Annotated in this window: 14 protein-coding genes; 5 read left to right on the forward strand and 9 right to left on the reverse strand. The window is 59.5% G+C overall.

Translation table 11 applies throughout. From position 1 onward, the window contains the following. Positions 1–618 precede the first annotated feature (618 nt). From pssA to DYI22_RS11690, 4 genes are all read right to left on the reverse strand, one after another. Positions 619–1461 (reverse strand): CDP-diacylglycerol--serine O-phosphatidyltransferase, encoded by an 843-nt coding sequence (pssA, locus tag DYI22_RS11675; protein WP_213478236.1) that lies wholly within the window; start codon positions 1459–1461, stop codon positions 619–621. Between the two features lie 91 nt (positions 1462–1552). Continuing rightward, the gene (gene ilvC, locus DYI22_RS11680; protein WP_213478237.1) at positions 1553–2569 is read right to left on the reverse strand and encodes a ketol-acid reductoisomerase; all 1017 of its coding nucleotides are present in this window, start codon (positions 2567–2569) and stop codon (positions 1553–1555) included. A gap of 68 nt (positions 2570–2637) precedes the next feature. Continuing rightward, complete coding sequence (gene ilvN, locus DYI22_RS11685; RefSeq protein ID WP_070970156.1) at positions 2638–3129, reverse strand: acetolactate synthase small subunit; 492 nt, start codon at positions 3127–3129, stop codon at positions 2638–2640. 2 nt (positions 3130–3131) lie between these two features. Further along, positions 3132–4850 carry an acetolactate synthase 3 large subunit gene (locus DYI22_RS11690; protein WP_213478238.1) on the reverse strand — a complete coding sequence of 573 codons (1719 nt, stop codon included), beginning with the start codon at positions 4848–4850 and terminating at the stop codon, positions 3132–3134. A gap of 506 nt (positions 4851–5356) precedes the next feature. Between DYI22_RS11690 and DYI22_RS11695 the strand changes: the two genes are divergently transcribed. Continuing rightward, positions 5357–5830: a DUF4124 domain-containing protein gene (locus DYI22_RS11695; RefSeq protein ID WP_213478239.1), complete on the forward strand. Its 474-nt coding sequence runs from the start codon at positions 5357–5359 to the stop codon at positions 5828–5830. A 62-nt stretch (positions 5831–5892) separates the two neighbouring features. Here the strand turns inward: DYI22_RS11695 and clpB are convergent, their stop codons facing one another. From clpB to rluD, 3 genes are all read right to left on the reverse strand, one after another. Then, positions 5893–8469, reverse strand: a complete 2577-nt coding sequence (gene clpB, locus DYI22_RS11700) for an ATP-dependent chaperone ClpB (RefSeq protein ID WP_213478240.1) — start codon at positions 8467–8469, stop codon at positions 5893–5895. A 138-nt stretch (positions 8470–8607) separates the two neighbouring features. Further along, positions 8608–9363, reverse strand: coding sequence for a peptidoglycan editing factor PgeF (pgeF, locus tag DYI22_RS11705; RefSeq protein ID WP_213478241.1), 756 nt, complete (start codon positions 9361–9363; stop codon positions 8608–8610). Next, positions 9353–10330, reverse strand: coding sequence for a 23S rRNA pseudouridine(1911/1915/1917) synthase RluD (rluD, locus tag DYI22_RS11710; protein WP_213478242.1), 978 nt, complete (start codon positions 10328–10330; stop codon positions 9353–9355). The genes pgeF and rluD overlap by 11 nt, the downstream gene beginning before the upstream one ends. A 137-nt stretch (positions 10331–10467) precedes the next feature. Between rluD and DYI22_RS11715 the strand changes: the two genes are divergently transcribed. Next, entirely contained in the window at positions 10468–11301 is an 834-nt protein-coding gene (locus tag DYI22_RS11715; RefSeq protein ID WP_213478243.1) for an outer membrane protein assembly factor BamD, read from the forward strand. 30 nt (positions 11302–11331) lie between these two features. Here DYI22_RS11715 and DYI22_RS11720 read toward each other — a convergent pair whose 3' ends face one another. Next, complete coding sequence (locus DYI22_RS11720) at positions 11332–12996, reverse strand: NAD+ synthase (RefSeq protein ID WP_213478244.1); 1665 nt, start codon at positions 12994–12996, stop codon at positions 11332–11334. Between the two features lie 137 nt (positions 12997–13133). On the opposite strand from DYI22_RS11720, the gene DYI22_RS11725 reads away from it, so the two are divergent. The 3 genes from DYI22_RS11725 (at position 13134) to DYI22_RS11735 (ending at position 16839) form a co-directional block, all read left to right on the forward strand. Then, positions 13134–14729, forward strand: a complete 1596-nt coding sequence (locus DYI22_RS11725; protein WP_228300989.1) for a sensor histidine kinase — start codon at positions 13134–13136, stop codon at positions 14727–14729. A gap of 52 nt (positions 14730–14781) precedes the next feature. Next, complete coding sequence (locus DYI22_RS11730) at positions 14782–16167, forward strand: sigma-54-dependent transcriptional regulator (protein WP_213478246.1); 1386 nt, start codon at positions 14782–14784, stop codon at positions 16165–16167. Positions 16168–16275: 108 nt separating this feature from the next. Further along, a complete protein-coding gene (locus DYI22_RS11735; protein ID WP_213478247.1) occupies positions 16276–16839 on the forward strand; it encodes a GspH/FimT family pseudopilin in 564 nt (187 codons plus the stop codon). A 19-nt stretch (positions 16840–16858) separates the two neighbouring features. Here DYI22_RS11735 and DYI22_RS11740 read toward each other — a convergent pair whose 3' ends face one another. Beyond that, complete coding sequence (locus tag DYI22_RS11740; RefSeq protein ID WP_213478248.1) at positions 16859–17338, reverse strand: type IV pilin protein; 480 nt, start codon at positions 17336–17338, stop codon at positions 16859–16861. Positions 17339–17346 lie beyond the last annotated feature (8 nt).

Below are 17346 nucleotides of genomic sequence, written 5' to 3' on the forward strand. Positions count from 1 at the left end.
GCCTGCCGCCAGCGTTCAATCTGAGCCATGATCAAACTCTTCAGTTTAAATCATACAAGAATCCGAAGATTCTCTATTCTTGCTCAAGACAAAACTCAATTTCGACGAGTCACTGTCCTGATATTTCATATCCGAAATACCTCGGCCAGCGCCCACACGAATTACTTGGTTAACTTTTTAAAGAGCGTTTGAGCTGTTGCTCAATCAAGGCCGCGTATTCTACATCGTTCCGCTGCCTTGTCAACCGTTTATTTTTCGCTGTTTCCGCTTCCGAAAACCGCCGAAAAACTCTCCGGCTTACTGCTGTGTCGAGGCGCGCATTCTACACTGAACCGCCATCCTGTCAACCGCTTTCTGAAGAATTTTAAACTTCATTTTCTTCAGCAATTTCAAATCGTTACCTTCTCAATCTCGGGCTATCCAAGTGACCCGCCCCTCGAAGGAGAAGCGCATTCTACAGACACCAGCCGGGGTGTCAACGCGCGTTCTCAACTATTTCAGAATTCTTTCGGTTTCCACCTACACCACCGATCAACAAGCGATCAACCTGGACAAAACTCGATCATTTCCGACAGTAAGGCGCTCCGGCGCTCGCCGTGAGCGCCGGAAACCGGACCTTCAGACAGCCGTGCCTGAAGAACCACTGCGCCGCAGTTTGCGGGTCAGCGCAAGGAAAGGACCGGACAAGCCATACACCAGGAAGCCGGTAAACAACACGGTGGCCGGATCCAGCGTGACCACAACAAACATCAGCACCACCAGCAAAATGGCAGCAAACGGCACCTTGCCACGCAAATCCAGGTCCTTGAAGCTGCGGTAGAGGATGTTGCTGACCATCAAAACGCCACAACCACCGACTACCACGATGGTCATAAAGGTCAGCCAGGTGGCTGGATCAACCTCGTGGAAGCACCACACCAGCCCCGCAACACAAGCCGCGGCGGCCGGGCTCGCCAACCCCACGAAGAACTTTTTGTCCACCGAGCCGATCTGGGTATTGAACCGTGCCAGCCTCAGGGCGGCACCGGCAACGTAAATGAAGGTAATGGCCCAACCAACCTGACCGAGCTCGTTCAATGACCAGAAAAACGCCACCATACCCGGCGCCACGCCAAACGCGACCATGTCTGCGAGGCTGTCGTACTCCTCGCCGAACTTACTCTGGGTGTTGGTCATTCTTGCGACACGCCCATCCAGACCATCGAGGATCATTGAGACGAACACCGCGATAGCGGCGTTATCGAACATACCGTTGGCCGCGGAGACGATGGCGTAAAACCCGGAGAACAACGACGCGGTTGTCAGGGCGTTCGGTAGCAGGTAAATCCCCTTGCGCCTGACCGGGGCCCCTTCCACCAACTCTTCTTCCACTACCTCTCCGGGCTCGAACTCTCCGGCCGCCGCCTGTGCCGCGCCCTTGTCGGCCTCTTCGGATTCCGGGATTTTTCTGTCTTCACTCATTCCATTCACTCCGGAAAGTATTTGAGCGGAGTATATACGAAAAACGCGGCCACCCGGGCCGCGTTTGTCAGAACCTTTTCGGAAAACCGACTCAGTTCTTGTCCTTATCCACGATCTTGTTGGCGGAGATCCACGGCATCATGCCGCGCAGCTTCTCACCCACAACTTCGATGTCGTGCGCCGCGTTCTGGCGGCGACGCGCGGTCATGGACGGGTAGTTCAGCGCGCCTTCAGAGATGAACATCTTGGCGTACTCGCCGCTCTGGATGCGCTTCAGTGCGTTACGCATGGCTTCGCGAGATTGCTCGTTGATGACTTCCGGGCCGGTCACGTACTCACCATACTCCGCGTTATTGGAGATAGAGTAGTTCATGTTGGCAATGCCGCCCTCGTACATCAGGTCAACAATCAGCTTGAGCTCGTGCAGACACTCGAAGTAAGCCATTTCCGGCGCGTAACCCGCTTCGGTCAGGGTTTCAAAGCCGGCCTTGACCAGCTCAACCGCACCACCACACAGAACAGCCTGCTCACCGAACAGATCGGTTTCGGTTTCGTCTTTGAAGGTAGTTTCGATGATGCCGGTACGGCCGCCACCGATACCACTGGCGTAGGACAGGGCCAGGTTCTTGGCGTTGCCGGAGGCGTCCTGGAAGATCGCGATCAGGTCAGGAATACCGCCACCTTTGGTGAATTCGGTGCGAACGGTGTGGCCGGGCGCCTTGGGTGCAACCATGATAACGTCCAGATCCTTGCGCGGAACGATCTGGTTGTAGTGAATCGCGAAACCGTGCGCGAACGCCAGGGTAGCACCCTGCTTCAGGTTCGGCTCGATTTCAGCGGCGTACAGCTGCGCCTGGAACTCGTCCGGAGTCAGCACCATCACCACGTCAGCGGCGGCAACTGCAGAAGGCACGTCGCTGGTCTTCAAACCATAGGCTTCCGCCTTGGCCACGGAAGAAGAGCCCGGGCGCAGACCGACAGTGACATCAACGCCGGATTCTTTCAGGTTGCACGCGTGGGCGTGGCCCTGGGAACCGAAACCGATAACGGCGACTTTCTTGCCCTGGATGATGGAAAGATCACAATCCTTATCGTAATAAACCTGCATGGGATAACCTCTGTATTGTTCTGGCCCCGCCGCGGAGGCCATGATTAAAAAAATGGATCACGCGCCGGTCAGAGACTCAGCACCTTTTCGCCACGGGCAATGCCGGACACCCCGGTACGAACCACCTCGAGCACACCTGACGTACCCACCGCCTGAATGAAGCCGTCAAGCTTCTCGCTGTCACCGGCCAGCTGTACGGTGTAAACCGAACTGGTGACATCCACGATCTGGCCGCGAAAAATGTCGACGGTGCGCTTGATTTCAGCACGCTGGGATCCCGTGGCCTTGAGCTTGACCAGCATCAGCTCGCGCTCAATGTGGGAACCCTCGGTCAGGTCCACCAGCTTGACCACCTCAATCAGCTTATTCAGCTGCTTGGTGATCTGCTCGATGACCTTGTCCGAACCCGTGGTGGTCACGGTCAGACGAGACAGGGTTTCGTCCTCGGTGGGCGCCACGGTGAGTGTTTCAATGTTGTAGTTGCGCTGGGAAAACAGCCCCACAACGCGGGACAGCGCACCCGGCTCGTTCTCAAGCAAAACAGAAATGATTCGACGCATGATCACACCCTCTCCGTCTTGCTGAGCCACATGTCTTTCATGGAACCACGGGCAACCTGCATCGGATACACATGCTCAAAGCGGTCGACGTAAATATCCACGAACACCAGCTCATCCTTCATTGCCAGCACTTCTTTCAGCTTGGTCTCGAGATCTTCCTTGCGGTCGATCCGGACACCGACGTGACCGTAGGCCTCCGCCAGCTTGATGAAGTCCGGCAGCGACTCCATGTACGACTGGGAGTGACGGGACTCGTAGTTCATGTCCTGCCACTGCTTGACCATGCCGAGGGCCTGGTTGTTGAGGTTGATGATCTTCACCGGCAGGTTGTACTGCTTGCAGGTAGACAGTTCCTGGATGTTCATCTGGATGCTGCCCTCACCGGTGATGCAGAGCACCTCGTCGTCCGGATGCGTCAGTTTGACGCCCATGGCCGCGGGAAAACCAAAGCCCATGGTGCCGAGGCCCCCGGAGTTGATCCAGCGGTTGGGCTTGTCGAACTTGTAGTACTGGGCGGCGAACATCTGGTGCTGCCCGACGTCGGACGTCACAAACGCCTCGCCTTTGGTCAGGCGGCACAGCGTTTCGATCACTTCCTGCGGCTTGATGGTATCGGCGCTGGTTTCATAGCGCATGCCATGGAATGCCCGCCATTCTTCGATCTGCTTCCACCAGGAGGCAATGGCGTCGGCATCGGGCTTCTCCTTGCTCTCCCTGACCAGGGTGATCATCTCCTTGAGCACCGCATCAACCGGACCCACGATGGGCACGTCGGCGTCGATGGTCTTGGAGATGGAAGCCGGATCGATGTCGATATGGACGATCCGCGCCCCGGGACAGAACTTCTCGGTGGCGTTGGTCACCCGGTCATCGAAGCGCGCACCCACACAGAGGATCAAGTCCGAGTGGTGCATGGCCATGTTGGATTCATAGGTACCGTGCATGCCCAACCAGCCCAAATGCTGCTTATCAGACGCCGGGTAGCAGCCGATGCCCATCAGGGTGTTGGTGATGGGATAGCCAAGCATTCGCACCAGCTCAGTGAGCTGACCGGACGCCTTGCCCAGAATCACCCCTCCACCGGCATAAATGATCGGCCGCTTGGCCGCCAGCAACATGTCCACTGCTTTCTTGATCTGGCCAGCGTGCCCCCGGATGGCAGGGTTGTACGAACGCAGCTTGATCTTCTTCGGGAACACGTATTCGTAACGCTCGTTCGGGGTGGTCATATCCTTGGGGATATCCACCACGACCGGGCCGGGGCGGCCGGTTGAGGCGATGTAATAAGCCTTGCGAATCACCTCGGGAATTTCCTCCGGGTGACGGACGCTCAGGTTGTGCTTAACCACAGGACGGGAAACACCGATCATGTCGGTTTCCTGGAACGCATCCTCGCCAATCAGCGTGGACGCGACCTGACCACACAGAACCACCATGGGGATGGAATCCATGAACGCAGTGGCAATGCCGGTGATGGTGTTGGTGGCTCCAGGACCCGAGGTCACCAGTACGGTACCTGGTTTTCCGGTTGCGCGAGCATAACCGTCGGCCATATGGACCGCGGCCTGTTCGTGCCGAACCAGAATATGCTTGACGTTGTCCTGCCTGAACAGCGCATCATAAATATGAAGGGCTGCACCACCCGGATAGCCGTATATGTATTCGATACCCTCATCTTGAAGGGACCGGATCAGCATATCGGCGCCAGACAATAACTCCACGATTTTCTACCCTCTTCTACGAGTGAATGAGCCGGGAACGCTCCCGGTTGCCTGGATATCCGGTTTGTCTGCTTCTTTTGAAAGCGACACCGGCTGCTCCTCCACACTACCTTTAAGAGGTTGTCTCCTGGCCAGCCGCCCTCCTGAGGGTTGCGGAGAACGGCCAATCGACGGGTTGCAAATAAGCAACAACCATCCCGCGACCTGGGCGCGGCGCGTTCAGTGTGGTGTTTAACGGGGGATACTCGCTCGGGATTGCCTGCCGTATTGACCCCTGTCTTCAGGCAATCGGTAATTTTGACAGCGGGAAACTCCCTGTCAATAGCAGCGAGCGTATTCTCTGCCCATGGTGCGCAAAGGTCTGTCATACTTTCTGCTGGTTTTTGAACCAGCCTAGAGAAAATTGCACCGGCAACTGGCATGATAAAAATGTCGACACAACGTGGTGCATGATCCCGGAACACGCCGGCCTGCTCCGCAAAGGCTAACGCGAGATGAGTAGAGTGATGAACAAAAGAACCCTGACACTGGCAATCATTCTGGCAGTAGTGCCGGCAGCAGCGACCGCTGCGTCCGTCTACAAATGGACTGACGAGAACGGCGTGACCCACTTCGGCGACAGGGAGCCCACCGGCAAGAACGCCGAACGGGTCAGCGTCCGCACCGGAAAGATTTCCGGCGGTCAGCCGCAGAAAAGCGCTCAGGAACAGCTGGACGAGCTTGAATCCCGCCAGGCGGATGAGGCCGGAAAGCGCGAAGAATCAGCTGCGGAAGAGGCGCGTCGCAAACAGCGCGAGGCCAATTGCGAGACCGCACGCAGCAACCTAGACATACTCGAGCGCAACAGCCGGATACGCATTGAAGAAGACGGCGAGCAGCGCTACCTGTCACCGGAAGAAATTCAGGAGCAGCGGCAGAAATACCAGGAAGTGGCTGACGAAAACTGCGGCGCCGAAAGCGAAGGCACAGCCGAGCGCTGATAGAGCGGATAAAAAAGAGGCGATCGCAAGGATCGCCTCTTTTTTTTGGAGCCCGCCCGCCGTCAGGCTCTATCAAACACCAGCTTGTGCTCACTGACCGTGGCACGAATGGTGTCGCCGGGCACAAAGTCTCCCTGCAATAAGCGCTGCGCCAGCGGGTTTTCGATCATGCGCTGGATTGCCCGCTTCAGCGGACGCGCACCGTACACCGGGTCGTAACCGACTTCCGCCAACAGCTCCATGGCGGCTTCGTCCAGCACCAGCTTCATGTCCTGATCTTTCAGGCGATTGCTGAGCGACTCGATCTGTATTTTCGCAATGCCCTGGATCTGATTCTCCGCCAGCGGATGAAACACCACCACTTCGTCCACGCGATTTATAAACTCCGGGCGGAAATGAGTGCCGACTACTTCCATCACCGCGTTCTTCATGGCCTCGTAGTTCTCCTCCCCCGCTTTCTGCTGAATGATGTCGGAGCCGAGGTTCGAGGTCATCACGATGACGGTGTTGCGGAAATCCACGGTACGGCCCTGGCCGTCGGTCAGGCGACCGTCCTCCAGCACCTGCAGCAGAATGTTGAACACATCGGGGTGGGCTTTTTCCACCTCATCGAGCAGCAATACCGAGTAAGGGCGGCGACGAACCGCCTCGGTCAGGTAGCCCCCCTCTTCATAGCCAACGTACCCCGGGGGCGCCCCGATCAGGCGGGCCACAGAGTGCTTCTCCATGAACTCCGACATATCAATGCGCACCATGGCCTCTTCGGTGTCGAAGAGGAACGAGGCCAGCGCCTTGCACAGTTCGGTCTTGCCAACACCGGTGGGCCCCAGGAAGAGAAAGGAGCCGTTGGGGCGATGAGGGTCGGAAAGACCCGCGCGGGAACGGCGCACCGCGTTCGATACCGCCTCGACCGCCTCGTCCTGGCCGATGACCCGGCCGTGAAGGGCGTCTTCCATGCGCATCAGCTTGTCACGCTCCCCTTCCAGCATCTTCGAGACCGGAATGCCCGTCCACTTGGAAACAATCTCGGCAATCTCTTCATCCGTTACCCGGTTGCGGAGCAGCTTCATCTCCATCATTTCAGCCTGACTGGCCATGTCCAGTTGGCGCTCAAGCTCCGGAATCTTGCCGTACTGCAGTTCGGACATGCGGCCGAGATCGCCGCCGCGGCGGGCGTTCTCCAGATCTATCCGCGCCTGCTCCAGCTGGCTCTTGATCTTCTGGGAACCATGCAGGGCCGCCTTTTCGGTGTTCCACACCTCTTCCAGATCGGCGTATTCACGCTCCACCCGGGAGATCACGTCGGACAGTTCCTCCAGGCGCTTTTTCGACGCTGCGTCCGTTTCTTTTTTCAGTGCCTCCCGCTCGATCTTGAGCTGAATCAGGCGGCGTTCCAGACGATCCAGCGCTTCCGGTTTGGAATCCATCTCCATGCGGATCTGACTCGCCGCCTCGTCGACCAGATCAATCGCCTTGTCCGGCAACTGACGGTCTGCAATGTAGCGATGGGACAGTTTCGCGGCCGCGATAATAGCGCCGTCTGTCACCTCGACCCCGTGATGCACCTCGTAGCGCTCTTTCAGCCCCCGCAGGATGGCGATGGTGTCCTCTTCGCTGGGTTCACTGACCAGGACCTTCTGGAAACGGCGTTCCAGCGCCGCGTCTTTTTCGATGTTCTCGCGGTATTCGTCCAGTGTGGTGGCACCCACGCAGTGCAGTTCGCCGCGAGCCAGCGCCGGCTTGAGCATGTTGCCGGCGTCCATGGAGCCTTCGGCCTTGCCGGCCCCCACCATGGTGTGGATCTCGTCGATGAACAGAATGATCTGGCCTTCCTGCTTCGACAGCTCATTGAGGACCGCTTTCAGGCGCTCCTCGAACTCACCGCGGAATTTTGCGCCGGCAATCAGCGAGCCCATATCCAGAGACAGCACTTTCTTGTCTTTCAGGCCGTCAGGCACTTCTCCATTGACGATGCGCTGGGCCAACCCCTCGACAATGGCGGTCTTGCCGACACCGGGCTCCCCGATCAGCACCGGATTATTCTTGCGGCGGCGCTGCAACACCTGAATGGTGCGGCGAATTTCGTCGTCGCGGCCGATCACCGGGTCCAGCTTGCCGGCCTCGGCCCGTTCGGTCAGATCGATGGTGTACTTCGACAGCGCCTGGCGGCTTTCCTCGGCGGCGGCATCATCCACTGGCTCGCCCCCGCGTACCTCGTCAATCGCCTGCTCAAGAGCGGCACGGTCCACACCCTGCTCCCGCAGCACCCGCCCCAGAGTGCCCCGATCCTCAAGGGCCGCCAGCAGCATCAGCTCGCTGGAAATAAACTGGTCCTTGCGCTTTTGCGCCAGCTTGTCGGCAATGTTGAACAGTCGGCCCATGTCATTGGACATGGACACATCCCCGGCGGAACCCTGCACCTCGGGCAGGTGCTCGATCTCCCGGGCGATGGCCTGGCGAACGCGCCCCGGCTCAACCCCAATCTGCTTCAACAAAGGCTTGATGGAGCTGGCGTCCTGATCCAGCAGAGCCTGCATCAGATGCACAGGCTCGATGAAGTTGTGATCCTTGCCAACCGCGAGTGACTGAGCATCCGCAAGCGCGGTCTGCAGTCGGCTGGTGAGTTTGTCGATTCGCATATTCTCTTGTTCCCCGATTCGGTGGCGGGATAAGGCGACAACATTGCCGGCTTCCCGTTTGCTTTGACATTAAATGTAGGGGCAACCGGAAGGACTTCAAGCGGCGACAGAAAGAAACTGTCAGAAAATTGACGGGCGTCAGTCGTTTGCGGATAACCAGATCAGGCTGGCCATGCGGCCGGTCTGGCCATCGCGTCGGTATGAGAAGAAGCGCTGGGGGTCGGAGACGGTGCAGTAGCCTCCACCATAGACCCGGCGAACCCCGCAGGCAGCAAGACGCTGCCGGGCGAGCGTGTAAATATCCGCCATGAAGTGGCCCGGTCGCGCGCCGGCAACCGAAAACGCCAAGGCCGCTTCCGGGTCATGATGCAGAAACGCAGCCCGCACTTCCGCGCCCACCTCAAACTTCGTCGGACCGATCGCCGGGCCCAGCCAGGCCATGAGTTCGGAGGGCGCTACTGTCATTTCGCTCACCAGCGATTCCAGCACACCGCCACACAGGCTGCGCCACCCGGCGTGGGCCGCGCCGACCCGCGTGCCGGACACATCGCAGAACAGCACCGGCAGGCAATCCGCAGTCATGATTACGCAAGCCTGCCCGGGGCGGCGCGTGAAACTGGCGTCGGCCCGCGGAACCCCGCTGAGCGGCAGCGAGACAATGTCCGTCCCGTGTACCTGATCGAGCCAGCCGATGCGATCCGCGTCGATTCCCGTGGCCTCCACCAGCCGCTGCCGGTTGAACGCCACCCTCGCCGGATCATCTCCCACGTGCGCCCCCAGGTTCAGAGAGTCCCACGGCGCCTCACTTACCCCGCCCTCACGCGTCGTCGAGAGCGCCTGCACCCGCCACGGGGCCGGCCAGTTAGGCTTGATCAGCGGCAGTTCAGAATTCATCTTGCTGCAGGTCCAGGACATGCTGACGCAGCGCCGCCAGCAATTGTTCCATATCGTCAGGCAACGGCACCTCCCAGCTCAGGATTTCTCCGGTTTCCGGATGCTCGAGCGTCAGCTGGCGAGCGTGCAGCGCCTGGCGGTGGAACCCGGCCAACACCTCCCGCAGGGCCTCGGTGGTGCCTTTGGGCAGGCGCAGGCGACCGCCGTATTGCGGATCACCCACCAGCGGGTGCCTGACGTGGGCCATGTGCACACGAATCTGGTGGGTACGGCCACTCTCCAGCTTGCAGCGTACGTGGGTGTGGGCGGCGAAGCGCTCAACCAGACGGTAATGGGTGACGGCCGGCTTACCGCTGGACACCACCGCCATTTTCTTCCGTTCCTGGGGGTGGCGGCCAATGGGTGCATCCACCGTAGCGCCACCCGTGAGCGTGCCCACCACCACCGCTTCGTATTCCCGCCCCATGGTGCGGGACTGCAGCTGATCCACCAGCGAGGTATGGGCGATCAGGCTGCGCGCCACCACCATGATGCCCGAGGTGTCCTTGTCGAGACGATGAACGATGCCGGCGCGCGGCAGGTTTTCCACCTCCGGCGCGTAATTGAGCAGCGCATTCACCAACGTGCCGTCGGCATGACCTGCCGCCGGGTGCACTACCAGCCCCGCCGGCTTGTTGATCACCAGCAGATGCTCGTCCTCGTAGACCACATCAAGGGTTATGGATTCCGCCTGCCAGCTCACCTGCGCTTCCGGCTCGGCGTCCAGCTCCAGGCGATCATTGAGCATCACCTTGTCCCGTGGTTTGCGGTTTTCTCCGTTCACCGTCAGGGCACCGCTTTTGATCCAGCCCTGCAGACGGGAGCGGGAATGCTCCGGCATCAGCTCCGCGGCCGCCTGATCAAGGCGGCGGTCACTGAGTTCAGGCGGAACAGAGAACACTGCAGTAATTCGGTTTTCAGCAGACATTTAGCCCCCGGGGCCAGTGGTGATGTGTTACGTTTCGGTCAGAAAATTCCATTCGTGTTGGCCAGCCACTGCACAAGGCAGAGGTTCCCCGTTACAATGGCCAACCATTCGATTTTGTCATTATACGGGATTCCGGCATGAGATCAGTTGTTCGATTACTGCTATTGGCCACCACGGCGCTGATGATCAGCGCGTGTGCCTCCAACGACCAGGAGGAAGTGCTGCCGGAAAAGACCTATTACGAAAATGCCCGGGAAGCGATGAACTCCGGTAACTTCAACGAGGCAGAACAGAACCTCGATTACCTGGAGACTTACTATCCGTTCGGACGCTATGCCGAGCAGGCGCAGATGGATCTGATCTATGCCCGCTATCAGAACCTCGATCTGGAAGGCGCGCGGGCGGCCGCTGACCGGTTCCTGCGGCTGAATCCGCAAAGCGAACACGCGGACTACGCGCTGTACATGCGCGGGCTGGCGTCCTACAACCTCGACATCGGTCTGGCCGCCCGCTATTTCCCGATCGATGTCGACGCCCGCGATCCCGGCGAGCAGCGCCAGGCGTTCCGTGATTTCTCGGACCTGCTTAACCGCTACCCCAACAGTCAGTACGCACCCGACGCCAGGCAGCGCATGATTGCCATCCGCAATCGCCTGGCCGAGCTGGAAATTCACGCGGCCCGTTATTACATCAAGCGCGAAGCCTACGTAGCAGCCAACAACCGTGCCCGCTACGTGGTGGAGAATTATTCAACGTCCCCGGCGGTCGAGGACGCGCTGATCATTCTCGCGGAAACCTTCCGTTTCCTGAAGCTGAACAAGGCTGCTGACGATGCGATTGCCCTGCTGGCGCAGAATTACCCCGACAGCGACGTTTTCAACGACGAGGGCGAATTCGTACCCACACTGCTGGAACGCGAAGACCGATCACTCACCAGCGTTGTCACCTTTGGCCTGATGGGCGACGAGTAAACCGGGCCGAATACCGGCGGGAAATGCCCCCTATTTCCCGCTTTTCCAGCCATTGGTGATGGGATAACGGCGGTCTTTGCCGAACCCTCGCTCGGTGATCCGCACCCCGATCGGCGCCTGGCGCCGCTTGTATTCATTAATATCCACCAGGCGAATCACCCGCTCGACGTCTTCCCGCGCAAAGCCTTCGGCCACAATGGCATCGGCGCTGAAATCCCGCTCCACATAGAGATTGAGAATCTGATCCAGCACGTCGTATCCCGGCAGGCTGTCCTCATCTTTCTGGTCCGGCGCCAGCTCCGCCGACGGTGGCCGGGTAATGACCCGTTCCGGAATCACCGCCGACAGCGTGTTGCGGTATCGGGCCAACTGGAATACCAGGGTTTTCGGGACGTCTTTCAGCACATCGAAGCCGCCGGCCATGTCGCCGTACAGCGTCGAGTAACCCACCGCCATTTCGCTCTTGTTGCCGGTGGTCAGCACCAGTGAACGGAATTTGTTGGACAGCGACATCAGCAACACCCCACGCAGCCGCGCCTGCAGGTTCTCCTCCGTGGTATCCGGTTGCGTGCTTTCAAAAGGCGTTGCCAGCGCGGCCATGAAGGCGTCGTACATAGGCTCAATGGAATACACATCGTACTGTACGCCCAGGGCGACCGCTTCGGCTTCCGCGTCTTCCAGGCTCATACCGGAGGTATAGCGAAACGGCATCATCACCGCCCTGACCCGCTCCGGCCCCAGCGCATCAACCGCTACCGCCAGGGTAACAGCAGAATCAATTCCGCCGGACAGGCCCAGCACTACGGATTTGAAACCATTCTTGTTGACGTAATCCCGCACCCCGAGCACCAGCGCCTTGTACACGTTTTCTTCCAGCGCAGGCTCACTTGGTAACGGCTGCGATATCGGCTGGCAGTGGTGTTCGCACAGAAAGTCCACCGGGAACAGACCCTCGACGAACTGGGGGATCTCCACATCCAGATGCCCGGAATGGTCGAACACCATCGAGCCGCCATCAAACACCAGTTCATCCTGGCCACCCACCAGGTTGACATAGACAATGCTGACGCAGTTCTCACGCGCCTTGCGTTCCAGCAACGCCTTGCGCCGCAGTTGCTTGTCGATGTCGTAGGGGGAAGCGTTGAGATTGAGGATCAGTTTCGCGCCGGCGGCCGCGGTATCTTCCACCGGCCCGTCACTCCACAGGTCCTCGCACACGGTGATACCCACCGGCACACCACGGATAGTCATCACCAGCGGCTCGCGACCCTCGGCGAAGTAGCGTTTCTCATCGAAAACCTGGTAATTGGGTGGAAAACGCTTGAAATATCGACCGGTGATCTCGCCGCGGTCAATCACCACCGCGGTATTGTAGAGCAAGCCGCCCTGACGAACCGGCGCGCCGATCACAATGGCGGCGTCGAGCTTTGCCTGTTTCAGGGTTTCCAATGCCTCGTTCACCCGCAGATCCAGACTTGGCCGCAGCAGCAGATCCTCGGGCGGGTAGCCGGTCAGGCAGAGTTCCGGAAACACCACCACATCGGCCGCGTGTTCGTTATATGCCTTTTGCGCCGCTTCAATCACAGCCCGGGTGTTGACCGGGATATCGCCGACCAGGAAATCCAGCTGCGCCATCACCACCCGCAGGCGTGGCGGCGAGGTTTCAGTGGCAGCGCGTTGCTGTGACTCAGACATAAAGGCAGCTCCTGTAACTTATTGCCATTAAAAGGCTATTATAACCCGTCAAAGCCACGAAATTCTCGCGGGAAACCCAACGAATTATGACCACACCGGCCATTACCCCTCCGGACCACTGGCCCGGAAATCCCCAGATGTCCCAACGCGGCAAACTTTTCCGGATCTACAATCACTACCGGGTGGTGATCAGTCTGATTCTGGTGGCGCTGCTGTTTGTGGACCCGGTGAACTTCGACACCGAGTTCCGGATGCTCGACATCTACCAGACGACGGTGATCAGCTATTTTGCGGTGAACGCCTTCGTCGCCCTGGTGATGCTCGCCGGCTTCCATCCGCAGCAGCGGCATATCACCCTGTCGGTGCTGCTGGACATTCTTGTCATGCACGCGCTGCTGCTCACCAGCACCGGCATCACCAACGGTCTCGCCAACCTGGTGATCATTTCGGTAGCGGCTGGCAACATCCTCACCCCCAGCCGCATGGGCACATTCTACGCGGCGCTGGCGGCCATCTGTTCACTGGGCATTTCCGGCTGGTCGGTACTGGCGCTTGACGAGTCCGCCGATGACATCGTCCGCGCCGGCTCCCTCGGCATTCTCTACTTTGCCGCGGCATTCATACTGCAGAACATTTCCCGACGCATGCTGCGCAGTGAAGCGCTCGCCGTCTCCCGCGCCCGTAGCATTGCGGAGCTGGAACAGATCAACCGGCAGATCATCCAGCGGATGCGCACCGGCATTCTGGTGCTGGATCGCTACGGCCAGATCCGCGTTGCCAACGCCGCCGCCGAGGAGCTACTGTTCGGTGCCGGAACCGGGCCGTCGACCACCGATAACCGCGGCCGCATCCTGCCGCAGCCACTGCGTCTTGGCCTTGAAGCCTGGCTGAAGGACCCCACCCGTAAAACCGAGCCGTTTCAGGCTTCGCCCACGTCGCCGCTGCTGCAGGTGAACTTCACGCCGTTGGATCAGGACCGTGGCGACCATATCCTGGTGTTCGTGGAAGACATGAGCAAGGTGACGCAACAGGCGCAGCAGATGAAACTGGCCTCACTTGGCCGGCTCACCGCCGGCATCGCCCACGAAATCCGCAACCCGCTTGGCGCCATCAGCCACGCGGCTCAGCTGATGGAGGAGTCCACCAACCTGGACGGTGGTGACCGGCAGATGCTCGACATCATTCGTCGCCACTCCCGCCGGGTGAACGGTATCATCGAAAACGTGCTTGATCTGTCCCGCCGGCGGGTAGCCAGCAGCGAGCTGATCGACGTGGGCGACTGGCTGGGGGAATTTCGCAGCGAGTATCTTCAGACCCAGAACCACGACCAGCAGGCCGCAACCGAGATTGAGCTGACGCTGAGCAGCCCCCTGCCCGCCGCCCGCTTCGATAAAAGCCAGATCGAACAGGTACTGGTCAATCTCTGCGACAACGCGCTGCGCTACAGTGAACAGCACAGCGGCAAACGCTACCTGCAACTGCACGCCGGCGCCACAGCTGACGGCGAACGGGCCTACCTCGATGTGCGCGACGTTGGCCCCGGCATTGCGCCGGAGCAGCGCATCTCGGTTTTTGAGCCCTTTTTCACAACCGACAAACGGGGCACCGGCCTCGGCCTTTATCTGGCCCGGGAACTGTGCGAGGCTAACCAGGCCCACCTTTCCCTGGTGGAAGACGATGAGCCCGGCTGCTGCTTTCGCATTACCTTCGCCCATCCCGGGCGGATGATTTAACGCCGCCAGACCGGCCGGCGACAGAACAACGATAGGGAACCGACACCACAAGATGACCACTCACACCGCGCTGATCGTTGACGATGAACCGGACATCCGGGATCTGCTTGAGATCACCCTGACCCGCATGGGCATCAAAACCCTGACTGCGCCCGACATCGCCAGTGCAAAACAACTATTGGAAGAGCACAAACCACAGCTCTGCCTGACCGACATGAACCTGCCGGACGGCAACGGTATCGATCTGGTGCACTGGATCCAGCAATACACCCCGTGCACACCGGTGGCCGTGATCACCGCCTACGGCAACATGGATACCGCCATTGAATCCCTCAAGGCCGGCGCGTTCGACTTCGTCTCCAAACCGGTGGAACTGCCACGCCTGCGGGAGCTGGTAAACAGTGCGCTGAAACTGTCCGAATCGGCCCCGGAAGCAAACACGGCAACGGATGAGCCCGGCCTGTTGCTGGGCAATTCCGCCGAGATCAAGCGGCTGCGAAGTCAGGTTCGCAAGCTGGCCCGCAGCCAGGCACCGGTGTTCATCAGCGGCGAATCCGGCAGCGGCAAGGAACTGGTGGCACGGATGATCCACCTGCAGGGCCCTCGCCGGGACGGTCCCTTTATCGCCGTCAACTGCGGTGCGATCCCGTCCGAACTGATGGAAAGCGAGTTCTTCGGCCACAAGAAAGGCAGCTTTACCGGCGCGGTGGATAACAAAGACGGCCTGTTCCGCTCCGCCGACGGCGGCACCCTGTTTCTGGACGAAGTGGCCGACCTGCCACTGGCCATGCAGGTGAAACTGCTGCGCGCCATCCAGGAGAAAGCCGTACGCCCGGTGGGTGATACCAAAGAGGTGCCTGTGGATATCCGGGTATTGAGTGCCACCCACAAAAACCTGCCGCAACTGGTGCAGGACGGCAGCTTCCGCCAGGACTTGTTTTACCGCATCAACGTCATCGAGCTGGCCGTCCCATCCTTGCGCCAGCGCCCCGATGACATCGAACTGCTGGCCAGCCACATTCTTGAGCGCATCGCCCGGGAATACGAGTGCGACCCGGCAACCCTCACGCCAGACGCCATCGCCCGCCTCAAGGAACACGACTTCCCGGGCAACGTGCGGGAGCTTGAGAACATCCTCGAGCGCGCGTTCACGCTCTGTGACGATGAGCGCATCGGCGCCTCTGACCTGCACATCGGCAATACCCCCCTTGCCCAGACCGGCGGCAACGCCGCCACCCGGGAAATCACCCGCGACGCGGAGCCGCCAGAAGTGCCCGATGGCGAAATGGACCTGGAAGGCTATCTGGAAACCATTGAACGCCAGGCCATCGAAAAGGCCCTGGAGGCGACCCGCTGGAACAAGACCGCCGCCGCCAAACGGCTGGGGATCAGTTTCCGGGCGTTGCGGTATCGGTTGAAGAAGTTGGGGATGGAGTGATTATTCGATAGACTGGGGTCGCCAACGGCGCGGATTCGCCGGTTCGGTTGACCCTATATTAGATGCAATTACGCATTCCAGGACGGAATGCGCTATGGAGACTCAAGGATGACACTTTTCCAGCGCAACCGGGGCATCACCCTGGTGGAGCTGCTAGTGACGCTTGCCATCGTGGCAATTGTCGCTACGCAGATAACCCCTTCTTTTTCCCGTCTACTTGCCACCTCGGATCGCAATTCCGAAATCGGCGAGCTGATCACACTGATCAACGTGGCTCGAAATACAGCCATTTATGAGCAGACCACGGTCACCCTCTGCCCGATTGATGAAACCAATCGCTGCAATCGCGACTGGGACCTCCCACTGGTAGCATTTCGAGACCCGGGTCGAACACGGACAGTGTCCGATCCGTCGCAAATCATCCGCGAACGCCAGACCAACAACATCGGCACAATCCGGGGAGCCACAGGAATACATACCTACTTCCGCTTCAACGCGTCCGGACTCGCTTACGGGGCCATCGGCAACATCACCTGGTGCCCGAATGATGGCGATGCCGCCCTTGCCGCTCAGATCAGAATTAATATGGGAGGCCGCCCCACCCTGGCCAAAGACCGGGATGGCGACGGCATTGTAGAGGATTCAGGAGGGCGCCCGGTTGCCTGTTCCTGAGGTACGTTCACCGGAAGGATTATTTGGACCAGGTGTTTTCGGTACCACTCAAGGCACCGGAGTTGTCAGCATCCCACCCCCTCTGGCCGGTGGAAGTGAGCTGCAGAAATCCGTCCCCGGCCTGTGCAGAGCCCGCAATGGGGACGGCTCGCAACTCATAGCTGTTCGCCGTCAGGTTGAAGATACGCAGGTTGTAGAAAGGAGTACCGTCGGCCGGTGACTGGCTGGCAAAGACTCCGGCTGCCGGGGCCGTCAGCGTGTCGGATATGGCGGAGTTGCCACCATCGGCACCGATGTATGTGTTGTTTTGAGTGTAATAACGCTCCATCGCGTTGGCGAAAGATGCCAGCGCGCCCTGAGCATCACCGCGCCGCGTGCTTTCCACCTGCGCGAGGTAACTGGGATAGGCAATCGCGGCGATGATGCCGATGATCGCGACCACGATCATCAACTCAATCAATGTAAAACCGCTCTGCCTGGCTGTTTGTAGATTCTTCATTGTTTCTC

Origin of the sequence: Marinobacter lipolyticus (genome assembly GCF_018424605.1) — a bacterium.
Taxonomy (GTDB): Bacteria; Pseudomonadota; Gammaproteobacteria; order Pseudomonadales; family Oleiphilaceae; genus Marinobacter; species Marinobacter lipolyticus_B.